Source organism: Mesorhizobium sp. M1027 (assembly GCF_040318745.1).
Taxonomy (GTDB): domain Bacteria; phylum Pseudomonadota; class Alphaproteobacteria; order Rhizobiales; family Rhizobiaceae; genus Mesorhizobium.
Genome location: NZ_JAMYMW010000001.1, coordinates 438,005 through 452,988 on the forward strand (window position 1 = coordinate 438,005; position 14,984 = coordinate 452,988).

General features: G+C 62.2%; 12 protein-coding genes and 2 tRNA genes. 9 read left to right on the plus strand and 5 right to left on the minus strand.

Annotated features, from left to right (window positions below):
* Positions 1–142: 142 nt before the first annotated feature.
* Together NKH50_RS02085 and NKH50_RS02090 are read right to left on the minus strand one after the other, a co-directional pair.
* Positions 143–1,528 carry a tyrosine-type recombinase/integrase gene (locus tag NKH50_RS02085; RefSeq protein ID WP_352777455.1) on the minus strand — a complete coding sequence of 462 codons (1,386 nt, stop codon included), beginning with the start codon at positions 1,526–1,528 and terminating at the stop codon, positions 143–145.
* A gap of 92 nt (positions 1,529–1,620) precedes the next feature.
* Positions 1,621–1,695 (minus strand) — tRNA-Asn (locus tag NKH50_RS02090).
* 220 nt (positions 1,696–1,915) lie between these two features.
* Here NKH50_RS02090 and NKH50_RS02095 point away from each other — a divergent pair.
* Positions 1,916–2,176, plus strand: a complete 261-nt coding sequence (locus NKH50_RS02095) for a hypothetical protein (RefSeq protein WP_254818304.1) — start codon at positions 1,916–1,918, stop codon at positions 2,174–2,176.
* 55 nt (positions 2,177–2,231) lie between these two features.
* On the opposite strand, the gene NKH50_RS02100 is transcribed toward NKH50_RS02095, so the two are convergent.
* Complete coding sequence (locus NKH50_RS02100) at positions 2,232–2,432, minus strand: hypothetical protein (RefSeq protein WP_352505831.1); 201 nt, start codon at positions 2,430–2,432, stop codon at positions 2,232–2,234.
* 216 nt (positions 2,433–2,648) lie between these two features.
* Between NKH50_RS02100 and NKH50_RS02105 the strand changes: the two genes are divergently transcribed.
* The 8 genes from NKH50_RS02105 to NKH50_RS02140 all read left to right on the plus strand — a co-directional run bounded on the left by NKH50_RS02105 (position 2,649) and on the right by NKH50_RS02140 (position 13,766).
* Positions 2,649–2,722 (plus strand) — tRNA-Cys (locus NKH50_RS02105).
* Positions 2,723–2,811: 89 nt separating this feature from the next.
* Positions 2,812–3,480, plus strand: coding sequence for a protein-L-isoaspartate O-methyltransferase family protein (locus NKH50_RS02110; RefSeq protein WP_352646741.1), 669 nt, complete (start codon positions 2,812–2,814; stop codon positions 3,478–3,480).
* 185 nt (positions 3,481–3,665) lie between these two features.
* Positions 3,666–5,057 carry a TolC family outer membrane protein gene (locus NKH50_RS02115; protein ID WP_352505833.1) on the plus strand — a complete coding sequence of 464 codons (1,392 nt, stop codon included), beginning with the start codon at positions 3,666–3,668 and terminating at the stop codon, positions 5,055–5,057.
* 198 nt (positions 5,058–5,255) lie between these two features.
* The gene (locus tag NKH50_RS02120; protein ID WP_352876398.1) at positions 5,256–6,164 is read left to right on the plus strand and encodes a DUF2497 domain-containing protein; all 909 of its coding nucleotides are present in this window, start codon (positions 5,256–5,258) and stop codon (positions 6,162–6,164) included.
* A gap of 392 nt (positions 6,165–6,556) precedes the next feature.
* Positions 6,557–9,340 (plus strand): valine--tRNA ligase, encoded by a 2,784-nt coding sequence (locus NKH50_RS02125; RefSeq protein WP_352876400.1) that lies wholly within the window; start codon positions 6,557–6,559, stop codon positions 9,338–9,340.
* A gap of 381 nt (positions 9,341–9,721) precedes the next feature.
* Positions 9,722–10,942: an OmpP1/FadL family transporter gene (locus NKH50_RS02130; RefSeq protein WP_352737152.1), complete on the plus strand. Its 1,221-nt coding sequence runs from the start codon at positions 9,722–9,724 to the stop codon at positions 10,940–10,942.
* Between the two features lie 276 nt (positions 10,943–11,218).
* The gene (gene ilvD, locus NKH50_RS02135) at positions 11,219–12,943 is read left to right on the plus strand and encodes a dihydroxy-acid dehydratase (protein WP_352505837.1); all 1,725 of its coding nucleotides are present in this window, start codon (positions 11,219–11,221) and stop codon (positions 12,941–12,943) included.
* Positions 12,930–13,766 carry a tetratricopeptide repeat protein gene (locus tag NKH50_RS02140; RefSeq protein WP_352876403.1) on the plus strand — a complete coding sequence of 279 codons (837 nt, stop codon included), beginning with the start codon at positions 12,930–12,932 and terminating at the stop codon, positions 13,764–13,766. Before ilvD ends, NKH50_RS02140 begins: the two co-directional genes overlap by 14 nt.
* Before the next feature lie 24 nt (positions 13,767–13,790).
* Here NKH50_RS02140 and NKH50_RS02145 read toward each other — a convergent pair whose 3' ends face one another.
* Positions 13,791–14,108: a hypothetical protein gene (locus tag NKH50_RS02145; protein ID WP_254818311.1), complete on the minus strand. Its 318-nt coding sequence runs from the start codon at positions 14,106–14,108 to the stop codon at positions 13,791–13,793.
* Positions 14,109–14,185: 77 nt separating this feature from the next.
* A complete protein-coding gene (gene xth, locus NKH50_RS02150; RefSeq protein WP_352751310.1) occupies positions 14,186–14,980 on the minus strand; it encodes an exodeoxyribonuclease III in 795 nt (264 codons plus the stop codon).
* Between the last annotated feature and the right edge of the window lie 4 nt (positions 14,981–14,984).

Consider the following 14,984-nt stretch of genomic DNA (forward strand, 5'->3'; position numbering starts at 1 on the left):
GTGGGAAGCTGTCTCATCTTTGAGGACGAGCCGATAGTCGCCTGCCAAACGATGAGATGGCAAACAGGTGACACAAAAAAGTGCCAGGCAGGAGCGCTTCTTTGCTTCGAGCAACAAGTTGGCCCCGTCCGGCGTTACTACGTCAGGCCATTGCCTTCCCAAGCGCCCGTCTGGCGACCTCAAGCCGCGCCTCGTCGCCCCCATAGTCCTCCCCAACGCTGCCCGAGGAGTGCCCAAGGACTATGTCTTGGTCTGACTTGGTGACGCCGGCCAGTCGCAGCCGGTCTTTCATCAGGTGGCGAAGGGAATGGGTGGTGGCCTTAGGGTCAGACACGCAGGCGCGGACATGCTTGCCGAGGGCAGCGGAGGCTGACGCGGGACCACGGGGTCGACCATAGGCAGGGAACAGCATTGTGGCTTTGCCGGCGGCTTTGACGGCTTCCTTTGCGGCCTCAAGAGCGTCTCCTATCAGAGGGACGTTGCGACGTGACACTTTATTCTTGATCCGGCGGTCGTCATGCCACTCGACCGTGATGTGCGGAATGGCGTGGTCAAGGCACACGTCCGCGACACGAAGGCCTGAGACCTCAGCGAGGCGGCACCCGGTTCCATTTAGAATTGTCCAAATGTGTCGAAGGTCCGTCTTGGCATGGTAGGCAATGCGGGCGGTTATGGCTGCAACCTCGTCCAGGGTGAATGGCCGACGCTTGTCCTTGTCGGGCTCTGCCCTGTCCTTCGGCGCAGCCTCCAAGTTCATAAAGGGGTTGGTGGCGCCGGCTAAGTCAAATTCCCTTATGGCGTGGTTGATGACCGCACGGACCACGTTCAAGTAGCGGTCTACAGAAGACGCTTTGCGCCCATCGAGCATGTGATCGCGAACTTCCTTGGCGTCCTCGCGCTTGACGCTTGCCAGCTTGCGGTCCTTGCCAAGTGCCTCCACGACGAGCTTGAAGACCCGCTCAAGCTCCATCTGCTTCGTCTCGTCGTCCCCAACGCGTTCCTTAAGATAGAGCCTCTTGGCATCCTCAAGGGTCGGGGCTGGCGTACCCGAAGGGTTCAGCATCAGCCCGCGCGCCAATGCGGTGTCTGCCTCGGTCGGGAGGAAATCGGGGAGGGGGAGGTCGTCGTCGTCGTACTCGACACTGTCGAAATCTGGAACGTACTTGCCGGCAATCTTCTCGACAGCCTTCAATCTGGCCTGCCAGTCCGTGTCATGCTCGATCTCGTCGGCAAACGGGAAGTCGCGGTCTTGGCGGAAGCCCATCTTGCGGGCAGCAGCTATACCGTCGCGGAAATGACCCCACTCTGTCGGGGCCGGTCCTCTGGCGCGCTTGACCGCATCGGCTAAGAGTTTCTCGGCGTCGGCGTGAACCTTCGGATACTTCTTAAGGGCTTCTTGTTCGGTGGCGCCAAGCGGCACGAGGTGTTCCCGTTTGCCGAGAATGGCCCGAAGTTCCTCAGGAATTTTGCGCCTGTAGCGCCAGCCTGCCTTGCCACGTTTCTGTATGTGCTTCACATCAATCTTCATGCTCAGGGTACCCCGCAGTGTATCGCGCGGTGTATCTCTGGGGAAGCGGAAACCCTTGCAATCCTTGGGTTTCAAGCCTTTTCTGGTGATAGTGGCTCCCCGGGCCGGATTCGAACCAGCGACCAACCGGTTAACAGCCGGTTGCTCTACCACTGAGCTACCGGGGAACAGAGGCTCTTGCGTGAGTGGGGCAGCCTATAGCAAACCCGTTTCGGCTTTGCAAAGAAGCATTTCGCATTTTTTCGACGCTTTTTGGCGCGAGGCTTCCTGGCAGTGGCCGGCAAGCGCTCTCATATGAGCTGTCTCTCGCCTGTCACGGAACGGAAAAGGCCGTTGCGGCTTTCTCCGGGTGATGGTGCTACTGAAGCAAACGGATCGATATTTCACATGACGGCAATGAGCGACGACCAGCCACCGGCCCGGAAAATCTCGGTCTTCGGCCGCCAGTTCACCATGCCGCGCTCGCGCGGCCTCCGGATTGCGATCGGCGTCGTGCTGATCATCGGCGGCATTCTCGGCTTCCTGCCGATCCTGGGTTTCTGGATGGTGCCGATCGGATTGCTGGTGCTCTCCTACGAATTCGCGTTGGTGCGCCGTCACCGGCGCCGCTTCGTCGTCTGGTGGGAGCGACGCCGCCGGCCGGATTGAGGTTGCCCTGCTGACAGGCGGGAAACAGGGCAATTGTTTGAGAGCGGCGTGGTCATCACCGAGGCTGGTCGAAACAGCTTTCCAGGCGTTCGCAGAGCTCCTTGAGAACGGCGGTAGCCGATGCCAGCCGCGCCCGGTCGCGCGGCGGCAGGCTGTTTGCGCCTTCTATGCTGAGGCGATCGATGGCATAGCGCACAAGCTCTGCAGACTGCGACAATCCGCGCGGTGTGCCGTCTTTCGTAGCTGCTCGACCCATGGCGGAACCCTCCTTTCTGCCCAACGTGGCCGCCGGTTTCGGGTTCCTGTCGCCGAGGATCATCCTTAACGATAAGCTAATATGTTATTGCTAGCATGGCATTGCATTGATAAGCAGTGCCTCGATGTAGGAAGAACCGTTGGGAATGCATGGTGGCCGCTTGACGGCATTTTCGCCGCAACCTATTGGAGCCGGGTGGAACGCCGGGAGCAATGAGGCCTCGTGGCGGAGTGGTTACGCAGAGGACTGCAAATCCTTGCACCCCGGTTCGATTCCGGGCGAGGCCTCCAATGCCCGAGCTCCCGCGCGTCAGCGCCAGGGGGCTTCAGTTCCGGTCGAAACAGCCGCGGCCTTTGCGCGGCAAGCGGATGGTTGGAACATGAGCGCTGATTTTGCCGAACGCCGGGTGAAGATGGTCGACGGCCAGATCCGCACCACCGACGTGACCAGCGCACCGCTGCTCGAGGCTATGCTTGTCGTGCCGCGCGAGGCCTTTGTTGCCCCGGGCCAGCGTGACCTTGCCTATATCGACGAGGACATCCGCATCGCCGATACGGCCGATGGTCCGCGCTATCTGATGGAACCGTCGCCATTGGCCAAGCTGATGCAGCTGGCCGATATCGGCCCAAGCGATTCGGCACTCGATGTCGGCTGCGGCACCGGCTATGCGGCGGCGATCCTGTCGCGGCTGGCAAGGTCCGTGGTGGCGCTGGAAAGCGATCCGGCGCTGGCCGAGACCGCCACTTCGACGCTTGCGGCGCTGGGGTGCGGCAATGTCACCGTGGTCCAGGGACCGCTGCCGCAAGGCCATGCCGCCAATGGGCCTTACGACGTCATCCTGATCGGTGGCAGCGTCGGCGAGGTGCCGGCGGCGCTGTTCGACCAGCTTGCCGAAGGCGGCCGACTCGTCGCCGTGGAAGGGCAGGGCAATTCGGGCGTAGCCCGGCTTTTTTTTAAGACTGGGGGGGTTGTAACGGGAAGACGCGCATTTAATGCGGCAATTAAGCCACTACCGGGATTCGAACGCATTCCCGCCTTCGAATTCTGAGTGATTTTGCCTTGCAGCGAAGGCGTTGTCATGATCGCTTGCGTTTGAACAATCGTTGCTGATCTGCATAACCGGGCGTTTCTGGGGCTTTCAGCGGGGGAACGATAAAAAACGCGGCGCCGGCTGATCAGAAGGAGAAGCCAGCGTGGCGCAGTTCCCGTGCAAAACGAATGAGGGAATATAACGTGCCGTCTGTACGCAAGTTGCTTTTTACCGCCGTCCTCGTTTCGGCGACCGCGCTTTCTCCATTGGCCGCCTCGGCCGAAACCATTCTCGGGGCGCTGTCAAAAGCCTACCAGAACAATTCCTCGCTTAATTCTTCGCGCGCCGGCGCCCGCGTCACCGACGAGGGCGTTGCTATTGCCAAGTCCGGCTACCGCCCGACCATCACCGGTTCCGGAAGTATTGATTATACCGCCAGCCACAGCAACCGGTTGCACCGAAACATCTCGATAACCACCGGCAACTTCGGCGTCGAGATCGATCAGACGCTGTTTGACGGTTTTCAGACCAGGAACAATGTGGCGGCCGCCGAATCGCGGGTCCGCGCTTCGTTCGAAAGCCTGCGCAACGCCGAAGAAAACACTCTCTTCAACGCGGCAAGTGCCTATATGGACGTTATCCGCGACCGTCAGGTCGCCGTGCTGACCGAACAGAACCTGCAATTCCTGACCGAGCAGGCGCGTGCGGCGCGTTCGCGCTTCGAGGTCGGCGAAGGTACGCGCACCGACGTCGCGCAAGCCGACGCCCAGCGCGCCTCCGCGGTGGCGCAGTTGAGTGCCGCCCGCGCCACGGCGCTGGCAAGTGCTGCGACCTATCGCCAGGTCGTCGGCGACGAGCCGGGCAAGCTCAGGCCGGCTGCGCCGGTGTCGAAGCTGTTGCCGTCGAGCCTCGATGCGGCGATCGCGATCGCATCGGCCGAGCATCCGGCCATCCTCGCCACCGCGCATCTGGTCGACGCGGCGGCGTTTTCGGTGAAGTCTGCCGAAGGCGCGCTGCTGCCGCAGCTCTCGGCGTCGGCGGGTGTTTCGAGTGCCATTCGCGGCACCGCGCCGGGCTCGCTCTCCTCGACACAGGATGGCGTAACCAATTCGGCGAACATCGGCGCGACACTGACGATACCGATATATTCCGGCGGCCGCACTTCGGCACTGGTTCGCCAATCAAAGGAATCACTTAGCCAGGCCCGTATCGAGGTCGATGTCAGCCGCGACACCGTGCGCCAGGCTGTGACCTCCGCATGGTCGCAATACACCGCCGCGCAGCAAAGCGTCACGGCCAATCGGCAGGTGGTCGCAGCCGCACAGCTTGCCCTGAACGGCGTCATCGAGGAGCGCAATGTCGGCCAGCGCACCACGCTCGACGTGCTCAACGCGCAGGCGACCCTCATCACCGCCAAGATCAATCTTGTCAGCGCCGAACGCGATGTGGTGGTGGCAAGCTATGCCATCCTCTCGGCGGTTGGCCATTTGTCGGCAGACCGCCTTGCTCTCAACGTGACGAAGTACAGGCCGGAAGAGCATTACGACGCCGTCAAGGACAAGTGGATCGGCCTGCGCACGCCGGACGGCCGCTGATCGCCAGGCCGTGCTTTCAGCCCGCGCTCGAACGACGCGCGGGCTCCAACTCCCGACCCTAATCTGTTGAAATCCGAGATGTCGCCAGATTGGGGATTCTCGCAAGGCGTTCCGTCGGTTACGCTGTTGCCATGATTCGAATCCGGCATTGCCGGACAGGAAATCTGAGAACGAGTCACAAGGGCGGCGGATGTGACGATGGCGACGGCGAGCAGCGTACAGCGCGAACCTTCCATGGAAGAGATACTGGCTTCCATCAGAAGGATCATCGAGGACAGCGATACCGGCCGCAAGCAGCCGGGCGAAGCGGACGAGCTGCGCCAGGATCTGCAACCGGCACCGGCAGCCGGACGCACAGCAGAGGCGGATGCGTTCCGCTCCGAACTGCGCGGCGGACTGGAGATCGCCAAGCCGGCCACGCGGGCCGAGGTGCAGCCAACGGCCGCACCGGTTATTGAGCGCCTGGAAACGCCGCTCCGCCCCGGCCCGGTAAAAGCACCGGTGACGCTGGCTGAGGTGAACGCCGCTCCCGTACCGCCCGCAAAGCCGGAACGGCCTGCAATGGCCAAGGCTGCCGAGACGACCGACACCATCATTGCCGATTGGCGGCGCGAGATCGCCGCGGTCGGCGACGCGATGGCCAAGCCGGTGCGCGCCGAGCCACCCACGCCGGACGCCGAGCCGAAAGCCGAGGTTTTCGAGAACGAGGCGACTGCTGGACCTGCGCCGGAGCCTTCGGAAATTGGGCCGGAGCTTTCGGAAAGCGGCCCGCAACCTTCGAAACTTGGCCCGGAATCTTCGACAATCGGCCTGGAATCTTCGAAAATCGGCCCGGAATCTTCGAAAGTCGGATTGGCGCGTCCGGCGGCGAGCGAGCCGCCGCCCGCACGTCCGGCGATCCTTTCGGAGCATACGGGCCGGCAGGTTGCCGCCGCCTTCGGCGAGCTTTCCGACGCGTTTGCCAGCCGCAGCAAGAAGACCTTCGACGAGATGGCTGAAGAGATGCTGCGGCCCATGCTGCAGGACTGGCTGGACAACAACCTGCCGACGCTGGTCGAGCGGCTGGTGCGCGAGGAAATCGAGCGCGTCGCGCGCGGCGCACAATAGCAGTTCGGAGGAAACGCCGCCGATAGGCGGCTCGACCGGCGAATTGTCGAAGTCGGCGCTGCCCCTCATCCGCCTTGCCGGCACCTTCTCCCCGCATAGTGAGCGGGAGAAGGGATTGGCCGCAACCTGGGGCGCCTTTTCCGCAACGTTTGTGATTGGCGAAAGCTTCGGTACAGGCGTCTTTCTCCCCGTCACCATACGAGGAGAAATGCCCGGCAGGGCAATGAGGGCGGCGCAAACCTGAAGCGATTGCCTTGCAACATTCAGTTGCGCGAGTTGCACCGAACCATCCCGGCGCTATCTATTGGCCATGCCGCCGTTGCGGTTGACTTGGCAACAACCTTCCGATTTACACCGGACCACAGATTCCGGACAGCGCGGACCGTTTTCCCATGCTCGAAAAGACCTACGACGCCAAAGCCGTCGAGCCGAAGATTGCCAGGATCTGGGAAGAGGCCGACGCGTTTCGGGCCGGCGCCGGGGCCGAGGAGGGGGCTGAAGCCTTCACGATCGTCATCCCGCCGCCGAACGTCACCGGCTCGCTGCATATGGGCCACGCGCTCAACAACACGCTGCAGGACATTCTGGTGCGCTTCGAGCGCATGCGCGGCAAGAACGTGCTGTGGCAGCCGGGGATGGATCATGCCGGCATCGCCACGCAGATGGTGGTCGAGCGCCAGCTGATGGAAAAGCAGATCCACCGCCGCGACCTGACGCGCGATGAGTTCATCGACAAGGTGTGGGAGTGGAAGGCAGAATCCGGCGGCGCCATCCTCAACCAGCTGAAGCGGCTCGGGGCCTCGGCCGACTGGAGCCGGGAGCGCTTCACCATGGACGAGGGCCTGTCCAAGGCCGTGCTCGAAGTGTTCGTGACGCTCTACAAGGAAGGGCTGATCTACAAGGACAAGCGCCTTGTGAACTGGGACCCGAAGCTGTTGACCGCCATCTCGGATCTCGAGGTCGAGCAGCAGGAAGTCAACGGCAACCTCTGGCACTTCCGCTATCCGGTCGAAGGCATGACCTTCGATCCGGAAAATCCGAAGACCTTCATCACCGTTGCGACGACCCGGCCGGAGACGATGCTGGGCGATACGGCTGTCGCAGTCCACCCCGACGACGAGCGTTTCCGGCATCTTGTCGGCAAGAAACTCATCCTGCCGATCGTCGGCCGCAGGATCCCGGTGGTCGCGGACGAGTATTCCGATCCTGAAAAAGGCAGCGGTGCGGTCAAGATCACGCCGGCGCATGACTTCAACGATTTCGAGGTCGGCAAGCGCCACCGGCTGCCGGCGGTCAACATCCTCGCCGTCAATGCGGCGGTGAGCCTCAAGGACAATGAGGACTTTCTCGCCGGGCTGGAAGTGACGCCGGAGCACCAGGCCGTATGGGACAGCCTCGACGGCCTGGACCGTTTCGATGCGCGCAAGAAGATCGTCGAGTTGATGGAGGCGGGCGGCTTTCTCGAGAAGGTCGAGCCGCATCGCCACACGGTGCCGCACGGCGACCGCGGCGGCGTGCCGATCGAGCCGTTTCTGACCGACCAATGGTATGTCAATGCGGCGGAACTGGCCAAGCCGGCGATCGCCTCGGTGCGCGAGAGCCGTACCAATTTCGTGCCCAAAAACTGGGAAAAGACCTATTTCGACTGGATGGAGAACATCCAGCCCTGGTGCATTTCGCGCCAGCTCTGGTGGGGCCACCAGATCCCTGCCTGGTATGGGCCGGACGGGCATGTCTTTGTCGAAAAGACCGAGGAAGAGGCACTCGGTGCCGCCGTCGAATATTATCTGGCGCTGGAAGGGCCGTGGAAGGCCTGGGTCGAGGACAAGCTCGAGAATTTCCAGCCTGGCGAGATCCTGACCCGCGACGAGGACGTGCTCGATACATGGTTCTCGTCGGCGCTGTGGCCGTTCTCGACGCTTGGCTGGCCGGACCAGACGCCGGAGCTGAAGACCTATTACCCGACCGACGTGCTGGTGACCGGTTTCGACATCATCTTCTTCTGGGTCGCCCGCATGATGATGATGGGCCTGCATTTCATGGATCAGGAGCCGTTTCATACCGTCTATGTCCATGCGCTGGTTCGCGACAAGAACGGGCAGAAGATGTCGAAGTCGAAAGGCAACGTCATCGATCCGCTCGAACTCATCGACGAATACGGCGCCGATGCGCTGCGCTTCACCTTGACGGTGATGGCAGCGCAAGGGCGCGACGTTAAGCTCGATCCGGCCCGCATTGCAGGTTATCGCAATTTCGGTACCAAGCTGTGGAACGCGACGCGCTTCGCCGAGATGAACGAAGTGGCGCGCGACGACGATTTCTGGCTGCAGGACGCCAAGCTGGCGGTCAACCGCTGGATCCTGACGGAGCTGACGCGAGCCGCGCGGGACATAACGGACGGTATCACCTCATACCGCTTCAACGAGGCGGCGGGTGCCGCCTACCGGTTCGTCTGGAACCAGTTCTGCGACTGGTACCTGGAACTGCTGAAGCCGGTGTTCATGGGCACCGACGAGGCCGCCAAGGCCGAGAGCAGGGCATGCGTCGCCTTCGTGCTGGACGAGATCTATAAGCTGCTGCATCCGATGATGCCGTTCATGACCGAGGAACTGTGGGCCGAAACCGCCGGCGAGGGCAGGCAACGGCCGTCGCTGCTTTGTCATGCGGCTTGGCCGTCGCCCGACTTCGAGGACGAGGCGGCCGCCGCCGATATTAACTGGCTGGTCGATCTCGTCTCCGGCATCCGCTCGGTGCGTTCGGAGATGAACGTGCCGCCGGCGGCGATCGCACCGCTCGTGGTGATCGGCGCCAACGAAACGACACGCGAAAGGCTCGAGCGTCAGGGCTCGGCCATCAAGCGTCTGGCGCGGGTCGGCGACATCTCGCTAGCGGAGGCGCCACCCAGGGGATCCGCCCAGATCGTCGTCAACGAGGCGACGATCTGCCTGCCGCTCGGCAGCCTGATCGACCTTGCCGCCGAGGCAGCGCGCCTGCACAAGGAGCTTGCCAAGGTGACCGAGGAAATAGCGCGGCTCTACAAGAAGCTGTCCAACGAGAAATTCGTCGCCAACGCGCCGGAAGAGGTAGTGGAGGCCGAGCGTGAAAAACTCGCCGAATATCGCGAGGCGCAAGAGAAGCTTTCGGTCGCATTGGCGCGGGTGCGCGATGCGGGCTGATCGAACAAACTGGGCCGGCTGGCCGCAATAGATTCGCCGTTCACGAATCTGCTTTCCAGCTGCGCCGCCTGTCACGAAAACAGGCATTCCGCAGCGTAAATCTTGAGGCAAACTGAATGTTTTTGCCCCATTGTTGCCATAATGTAACAATGGCCGGCCGTGCAGGCAAAATTCCCTGTTCCATGGTGATTTAGGCGGTTTTACCAAGTTTTCTCGTCGATTTGTATTGAGGCGGCCATTTTCCTGCCTCGGTAAGAAGGCCGACACCTTGTCGGAAATGCGTTCCGCCAAGGTATACGTGTACGCACGGCGAATTCGTTGTTGCGCCGTTAACCTGAATTGGTTCTAGCTTGATGCAAGGACATTTCGGGGAGGAGATTCATGTGTTGTTCGCGTCTGAAAGTGCTGCTGGGCGCGGGGGCTTTTTCGCTGGCTTTTGCCGGGACGGTGCAAGCCGGGGGCTTTGACCGGGGCGGCGTCAACATCGACCAGCTGTTCGACGCGGCGCCATATTCGTTCGATGCGGGCGTCACCTATGTTTCGCCACAGCGCAAACTCAAAAATGTGCAGCGTCTCGATGGCTCGGGTTTGTCGACATCGGCGGTGGACGTTGGTGGCGACTATGCGGTGCCGCATGTCGGCATCAAGGCCAACATCTTTGAGCCCGTAGACTGTCTTGCCACCTATACGAGACCGTATGGTGCGGATGCAAATTTCGGCATGAACAACGCCTATTCGCCGACAGCGGTCAAATACGCCGTCGACACAGACGATTTCGGTCTCACCTGCTCCTATAAGGTGAACGTCGGCAAGGGCGCCATACGATTCATCGGCGGTGTCTCCTACCAGCAGGTAGACGCGTTTCTTTCCCGTCAGACACTGCTCGCCTTCGGCAATACCGGCCTCGGCGTCTTCAAGCTATCCGACGAGGCATGGGGTTGGCGTGCGGGCGCAGCCTATGAGATGCCCGAGATCGCTCTGCGCGCCAGCCTGATGTACTCTTCGAGCTACAAATATGACGGGCTGTCGGGAACCGTCGACACGACCGGCTTCAGGGGCGCCTTTCCAGCGGATCTGATTCCCGGCTCTACCGGCGTGTACCCAGTCTCGGCGTCGGCTGAGATACCTCAAGCTCTGGAATTCAAGCTGCAGAGCGGCATAGCTCCTGGCTGGCTGGCCTTTGGTTCCGTCCGCTGGCAGGAGTGGAGCAAGCTTGGCGTTATTGCCATCAATGGCGTGCGCAGTCCGGTGACCGGTGCTCCCTCGCCCGTTTCATTCGATCTGCTTTATCGCGACGGCTGGACGGTTACCGGTGGTATCGGTCACAAGTTCACCGATCAATTGTCGGGCGTGGTTTCGCTGACCTGGGATCGCGGCACCTCGACGACCTCCGGCTATCAGTCGGATACCTGGGCCGTGGCCAGCGGCGTCTCCTATTCGCCGAACGATCAGGTCGAGGTCAGGCTCGGCGGCTCGATCGGTGTGCTGACGAGCGGGTCATCGACTTTCAGCGGTGTCGGCGACGAGGCAAATGCGGTCACCTATAGCTACGACAACGACCTGCTTCTCGCCGGTTCGGCGTCCGTCAAGATCAAGTTCTAACTACGGATTTTTAAACGACAAAACGGCCGGGCACTGCCCGGTCGGTTCGTTCGGCGCTCGTCCGGCATTCGGCGGCGCAACAATTGCCCCCAAGATGTTCGCTCCTGTAATTGTGACGTTTTGGCAACAGTTTCTGAACAACCCTCGCGCCACCCGGCCGCCTGGGAACATTGCCCATTTCCCGCCATAAACGCGGCGCACCTCGAATTTGTCTCGGGACACGCGCCAAAAGGCTAGGCGAAGAGGCAGGCCGCACCGCCCGCGGCAAGGACGAGTATGGACACCAGAGCGATCTCCAAGGCCAAGCTGCCGAGCCGCCACGTGACCGTTGGTCCCGAGCGGGCGCCGCATCGCTCCTACCTCTATGCTATGGGGCTGTCGGCGGCCGAGATCGCGCAGCCGCTGGTCGGTGTCGCCAGCTGCTGGAACGAAGCCGCACCCTGCAACATCTCGCTGATGCGCCAGGCGCAAGTGGTCAAAAAGGGCGTGGCGGCGGCCAACGGCACGCCACGCGAATTCTGCACCATCACCGTCACCGACGGCATCGCCATGGGCCATCAGGGCATGAAGTCGTCGCTGGTGTCGCGCGAGGTCATCGCCGACTCGGTCGAACTCACCATGCGCGGCCATTGCTACGATGCGCTGGTTGGATTGGCCGGTTGCGACAAGTCGCTGCCCGGCATGATGATGGCCATGGTGCGCCTCAACGTACCGTCGATCTTCATCTATGGCGGCTCGATCCTGCCCGGCAGCTACCGTGGCCGGCAGATCACCGTGCAGGACGTGTTCGAGGCGGTGGGCCAGCACTCGGTCGGCACCATCAGCGACGCCGAGCTGCTCGAGATCGAGCAAGCCGCCTGTCCTTCGGCCGGCTCCTGCGGCGCCCAGTTCACCGCCAACACCATGGCCACCGTCGCTGAGGCCATCGGCCTGGCGCTGCCCTATTCCTGCGGCGCGCCTGCACCCTACGAGATGCGTGACCGCTTCAATTTCGCTTCCGGCGAAAAGATCATGGAGCTGATCGCAAGGAACATCCGCCCGCGCGACATCGTTACCATGGAAGCGTTGGAAAATGCCGCGACCGTGGTGTCGGCCACCGGCGGCTCGACCAACGCGGCGCTGCATCTGCCGGCGATCGCGCACGAGGCCGGGATAAAGTTCGATCTTTTCGACGTGGCCAGGATATTTGAGAAGACACCCTACATCGCCGACCTCAAGCCGGGCGGCAAGTACGTCGCCAAGGACATGTTCGAGGCCGGCGGCATTCCGCTCTTGATGAAGACGCTGCTCGACCATGGCTACCTTCATGGCGATTGCCTGACGGTGACTGGCCGCACTTTGGCCGAAAATATGGAACATGTTTCCTGGAATGACAGCCAGGATGTGGTCCGTCCCGCCAACAGGCCGATTACCCAGACCGGCGGGGTCGTGGGCTTGAAGGGTAACCTTGCCCCCGAAGGCGCGATCGTGAAGGTCGCCGGCATGACGGAGCTGAAATTCTCGGGTCCGGCGCGCTGCTTCGATTCGGAAGAGGAATGTTTCGAAGCGGTTACGCATCGCAACTATAGGGAAGGCGAGGTTCTCGTCATCCGCTACGAGGGTCCGCGCGGCGGCCCGGGCATGCGCGAAATGCTGTCGACAACGGCGGCTCTCTACGGCCAGGGCATGGGCGGCAAGGTGGCGCTCATCACCGACGGGCGTTTTTCGGGCGCAACGCGCGGTTTCTGCATCGGCCATGTCGGGCCGGAAGCGGCAGTGGGCGGCCCGATCGGGCTGCTTAGGGATGGCGACTTGATCTCGATCGATGCGGTGAACGGCACGATCGAGGTTGCATTGTCCAAAGCCGAACTGGCGGCGAGGGCAAAGGCATGGAAGGCGCGCACGACCGACTATCAATCGGGCGCGATCTGGAAATACGCACAGACGGTCGGATCTGCCCGCGACGGCGCGGTCACCCATCCCGGCGGTGCCAAAGAAACACACTGCTATGCGGACATCTGAGTTGTTGAGGTCGTCTGTCCTTTCGGCAATGGTTGCGTTCGCCACGTTTGGCGCGACCTTGGGCGCCGTCGGCCAGGCCATGGCCTTCGACGACAAGGTGTTCGACGACAAGACCGGCGTGAAGCCGCAGTCGAGCCCGTGGGCGGTGTTCCAGTTCGGCTTTTCCGCCTACAAGAACGGCCATAAGGAGCAGGCCGCGGAAGCCTATAAATATGCCGCGGAGAACGGCCAGATCGGCGCCACCTGGAAGCTTGCGCGCATGTATGCCGAAGGCGACGGGGTGGCGCGAGACGACTACGCGGCGTTCAAGTTCTTCTCGGAGATCGTCGACCAGGATGTCGAGCCCGGTTCGCCCGAGGAAAGCTATGTTTCGGACGCACTGGTGGCGCTTGGCGACTATCTGAGGAAGGGCATTCCCGGCAGCCCCGTCGAGGAGAACGAGGTGGCGGCCCAGGAATATTACATGCGTGCCGCCGCCAACTACCGCAATCCGAATGCCCAGTTCGAGATGGGCCAGATGTTCCTCAAGGGTGAGGGCGGCGTCAAGGCCAGCGTCAAGCAGGCCGGACGCTGGTTCCAGCTGGCGGCCGAAAAGGGCCATGCGGGCGCGCAGGCGACGCTCGGCAATCTGCTCTTCCAAAGCGGCAAGATCGTGCGAGGGCTGGCGATGATGACCGCGGCGCTCGAACGGGCCTCACCTGCCGACCAGCCATGGATCCGCGGCATGCAGGAAGAAGCGTTTGCCGCCGCCGGCGAAGCCGACCGCCGCACCGCGATCTCGCTGGCCGACGACATCCTCACCAAGGGTGGCGGCGACCAGTAGGCCGGCAGAAATTCCGTTTTGAGATCAATTCTCGTTCGGTTCCGCCGGCATGCCGCTGGGCGCCGGCGTTGAGATCGGCGTGCCTTGCAAATGCGGGGCCGGCGTGTCCTCCGGGCATCCATCCCGCTGCTTTGTCCAGGACGTGTTGTTGAGCACCATCTCGCAACGGGCGAGGTAGCTTTGGCCGGCAGGCGTCAGACAGGCGACCCGGCCGATCTGGAATGATTTGCCGTTGGCAAGGCACTCTGCATCGGCAAAAGCCGGCGTCGCCACCGCCATCGCAAGCGCGCAGCCAATCGGGCAGAGTGCAAATCGAGTAGTCATGGGAACCCCAGCCACCATGATGATTTCGCATCAAGCGCGCGATTTGTGGCGATAAGAGGTCAACTTATCAATGTGCCGCCGGACAGCAGGTCCGGTCAGGCCGGCCGCAGCGCCAGATCGATCGCCACCGGCACGTGGTCGGAGGGTTTTTCCCAGGCGCGCACCTGCTTCTCGATCGAAGCCGAGGAAAACCAGTTGGCTGCTTCGGGCGACAGAAGCAAATGGTCGATGCGGATGCCGTTGTTCTTCTGCCAGGCGCCGGCCTGATAGTCCCAGAACGTAAAGACGTCCGCGGAGTCGGTGACGGCACGCACGGCTTCGGTGAAGCCGAGATTCTTCAGCCGCCGGAACGCCTGCCGCGTCGCGGGCTGGAACAGTGCATCGCTTAGCCAGTTTTCCGGATATTTCGCGTCGATTGGCTCGGGGATGACATTGTAGTCGCCGGCCAGGACCAGCGGCTCTTCCAGAGCAAGCCGCTCCTCGGCCCAGCGCTCAAGTCGCGACATCCAGGAAAGCTTGTAGGAGAACTTCTTCTCGTCGTCGATCGGGTTGCCGTTCGGCAGGTAGATCGAGGCAACGCGCAAGGCGCCCTTGTCGGTCGAGAACACGCCCTCGATGAAACGCGCCTGTTCGTCGGCATCGTCGCCCGGCAAGCCGCGATTGACCTCATCGAAACGCAGCTTCGACAGGATGGCGACGCCGTTGAAGCCTTTTTGGCCGTAAGTCTCGACATTGTAGCCGAGCGCCTCGATCTCGGCGCGAGGAAACTGCTCGTCGACCGTCTTGATCTCCTGCAGGCAGGCGATGTCGGGCGCGCTTTCCGTCAGCCAATGGGTCAAATTGCCGATGCGGGCGCGAACGCCGTTGATGTTCCAGGTGACGATTTTCATGGCG

What these genes read in the sequence shown, in the direction of transcription:
- NKH50_RS02095 (WP_254818304.1), top strand. Translation starts at nt 1,916, where the DNA reads ATGACGGCAATGAGCGACGACCAGCCACCGGCCCGGAAAATCTCGGTC.
- NKH50_RS02100 (WP_352505831.1), bottom strand. Translation starts at nt 2,432, where the DNA reads ATGGGTCGAGCAGCTACGAAAGACGGCACACCGCGCGGATTGTCGCAG.
- NKH50_RS02110 (WP_352646741.1), top strand. Translation starts at nt 2,812, where the DNA reads ATGAGCGCTGATTTTGCCGAACGCCGGGTGAAGATGGTCGACGGCCAG.
- NKH50_RS02140 (WP_352876403.1), top strand. Translation starts at nt 12,930, where the DNA reads ATGCGGACATCTGAGTTGTTGAGGTCGTCTGTCCTTTCGGCAATGGTT.
- NKH50_RS02130 (WP_352737152.1), top strand. Translation starts at nt 9,722, where the DNA reads ATGTGTTGTTCGCGTCTGAAAGTGCTGCTGGGCGCGGGGGCTTTTTCG.
- NKH50_RS02120 (WP_352876398.1), top strand. Translation starts at nt 5,256, where the DNA reads ATGGCGACGGCGAGCAGCGTACAGCGCGAACCTTCCATGGAAGAGATA.
- NKH50_RS02085 (WP_352777455.1), bottom strand. Translation starts at nt 1,528, where the DNA reads ATGAAGATTGATGTGAAGCACATACAGAAACGTGGCAAGGCAGGCTGG.
- NKH50_RS02125 (WP_352876400.1), top strand. Translation starts at nt 6,557, where the DNA reads ATGCTCGAAAAGACCTACGACGCCAAAGCCGTCGAGCCGAAGATTGCC.
- xth (WP_352751310.1), bottom strand. Translation starts at nt 14,980, where the DNA reads ATGAAAATCGTCACCTGGAACATCAACGGCGTTCGCGCCCGCATCGGC.
- NKH50_RS02145 (WP_254818311.1), bottom strand. Translation starts at nt 14,108, where the DNA reads ATGGTGGCTGGGGTTCCCATGACTACTCGATTTGCACTCTGCCCGATT.
- ilvD (WP_352505837.1), top strand. Translation starts at nt 11,219, where the DNA reads ATGGACACCAGAGCGATCTCCAAGGCCAAGCTGCCGAGCCGCCACGTG.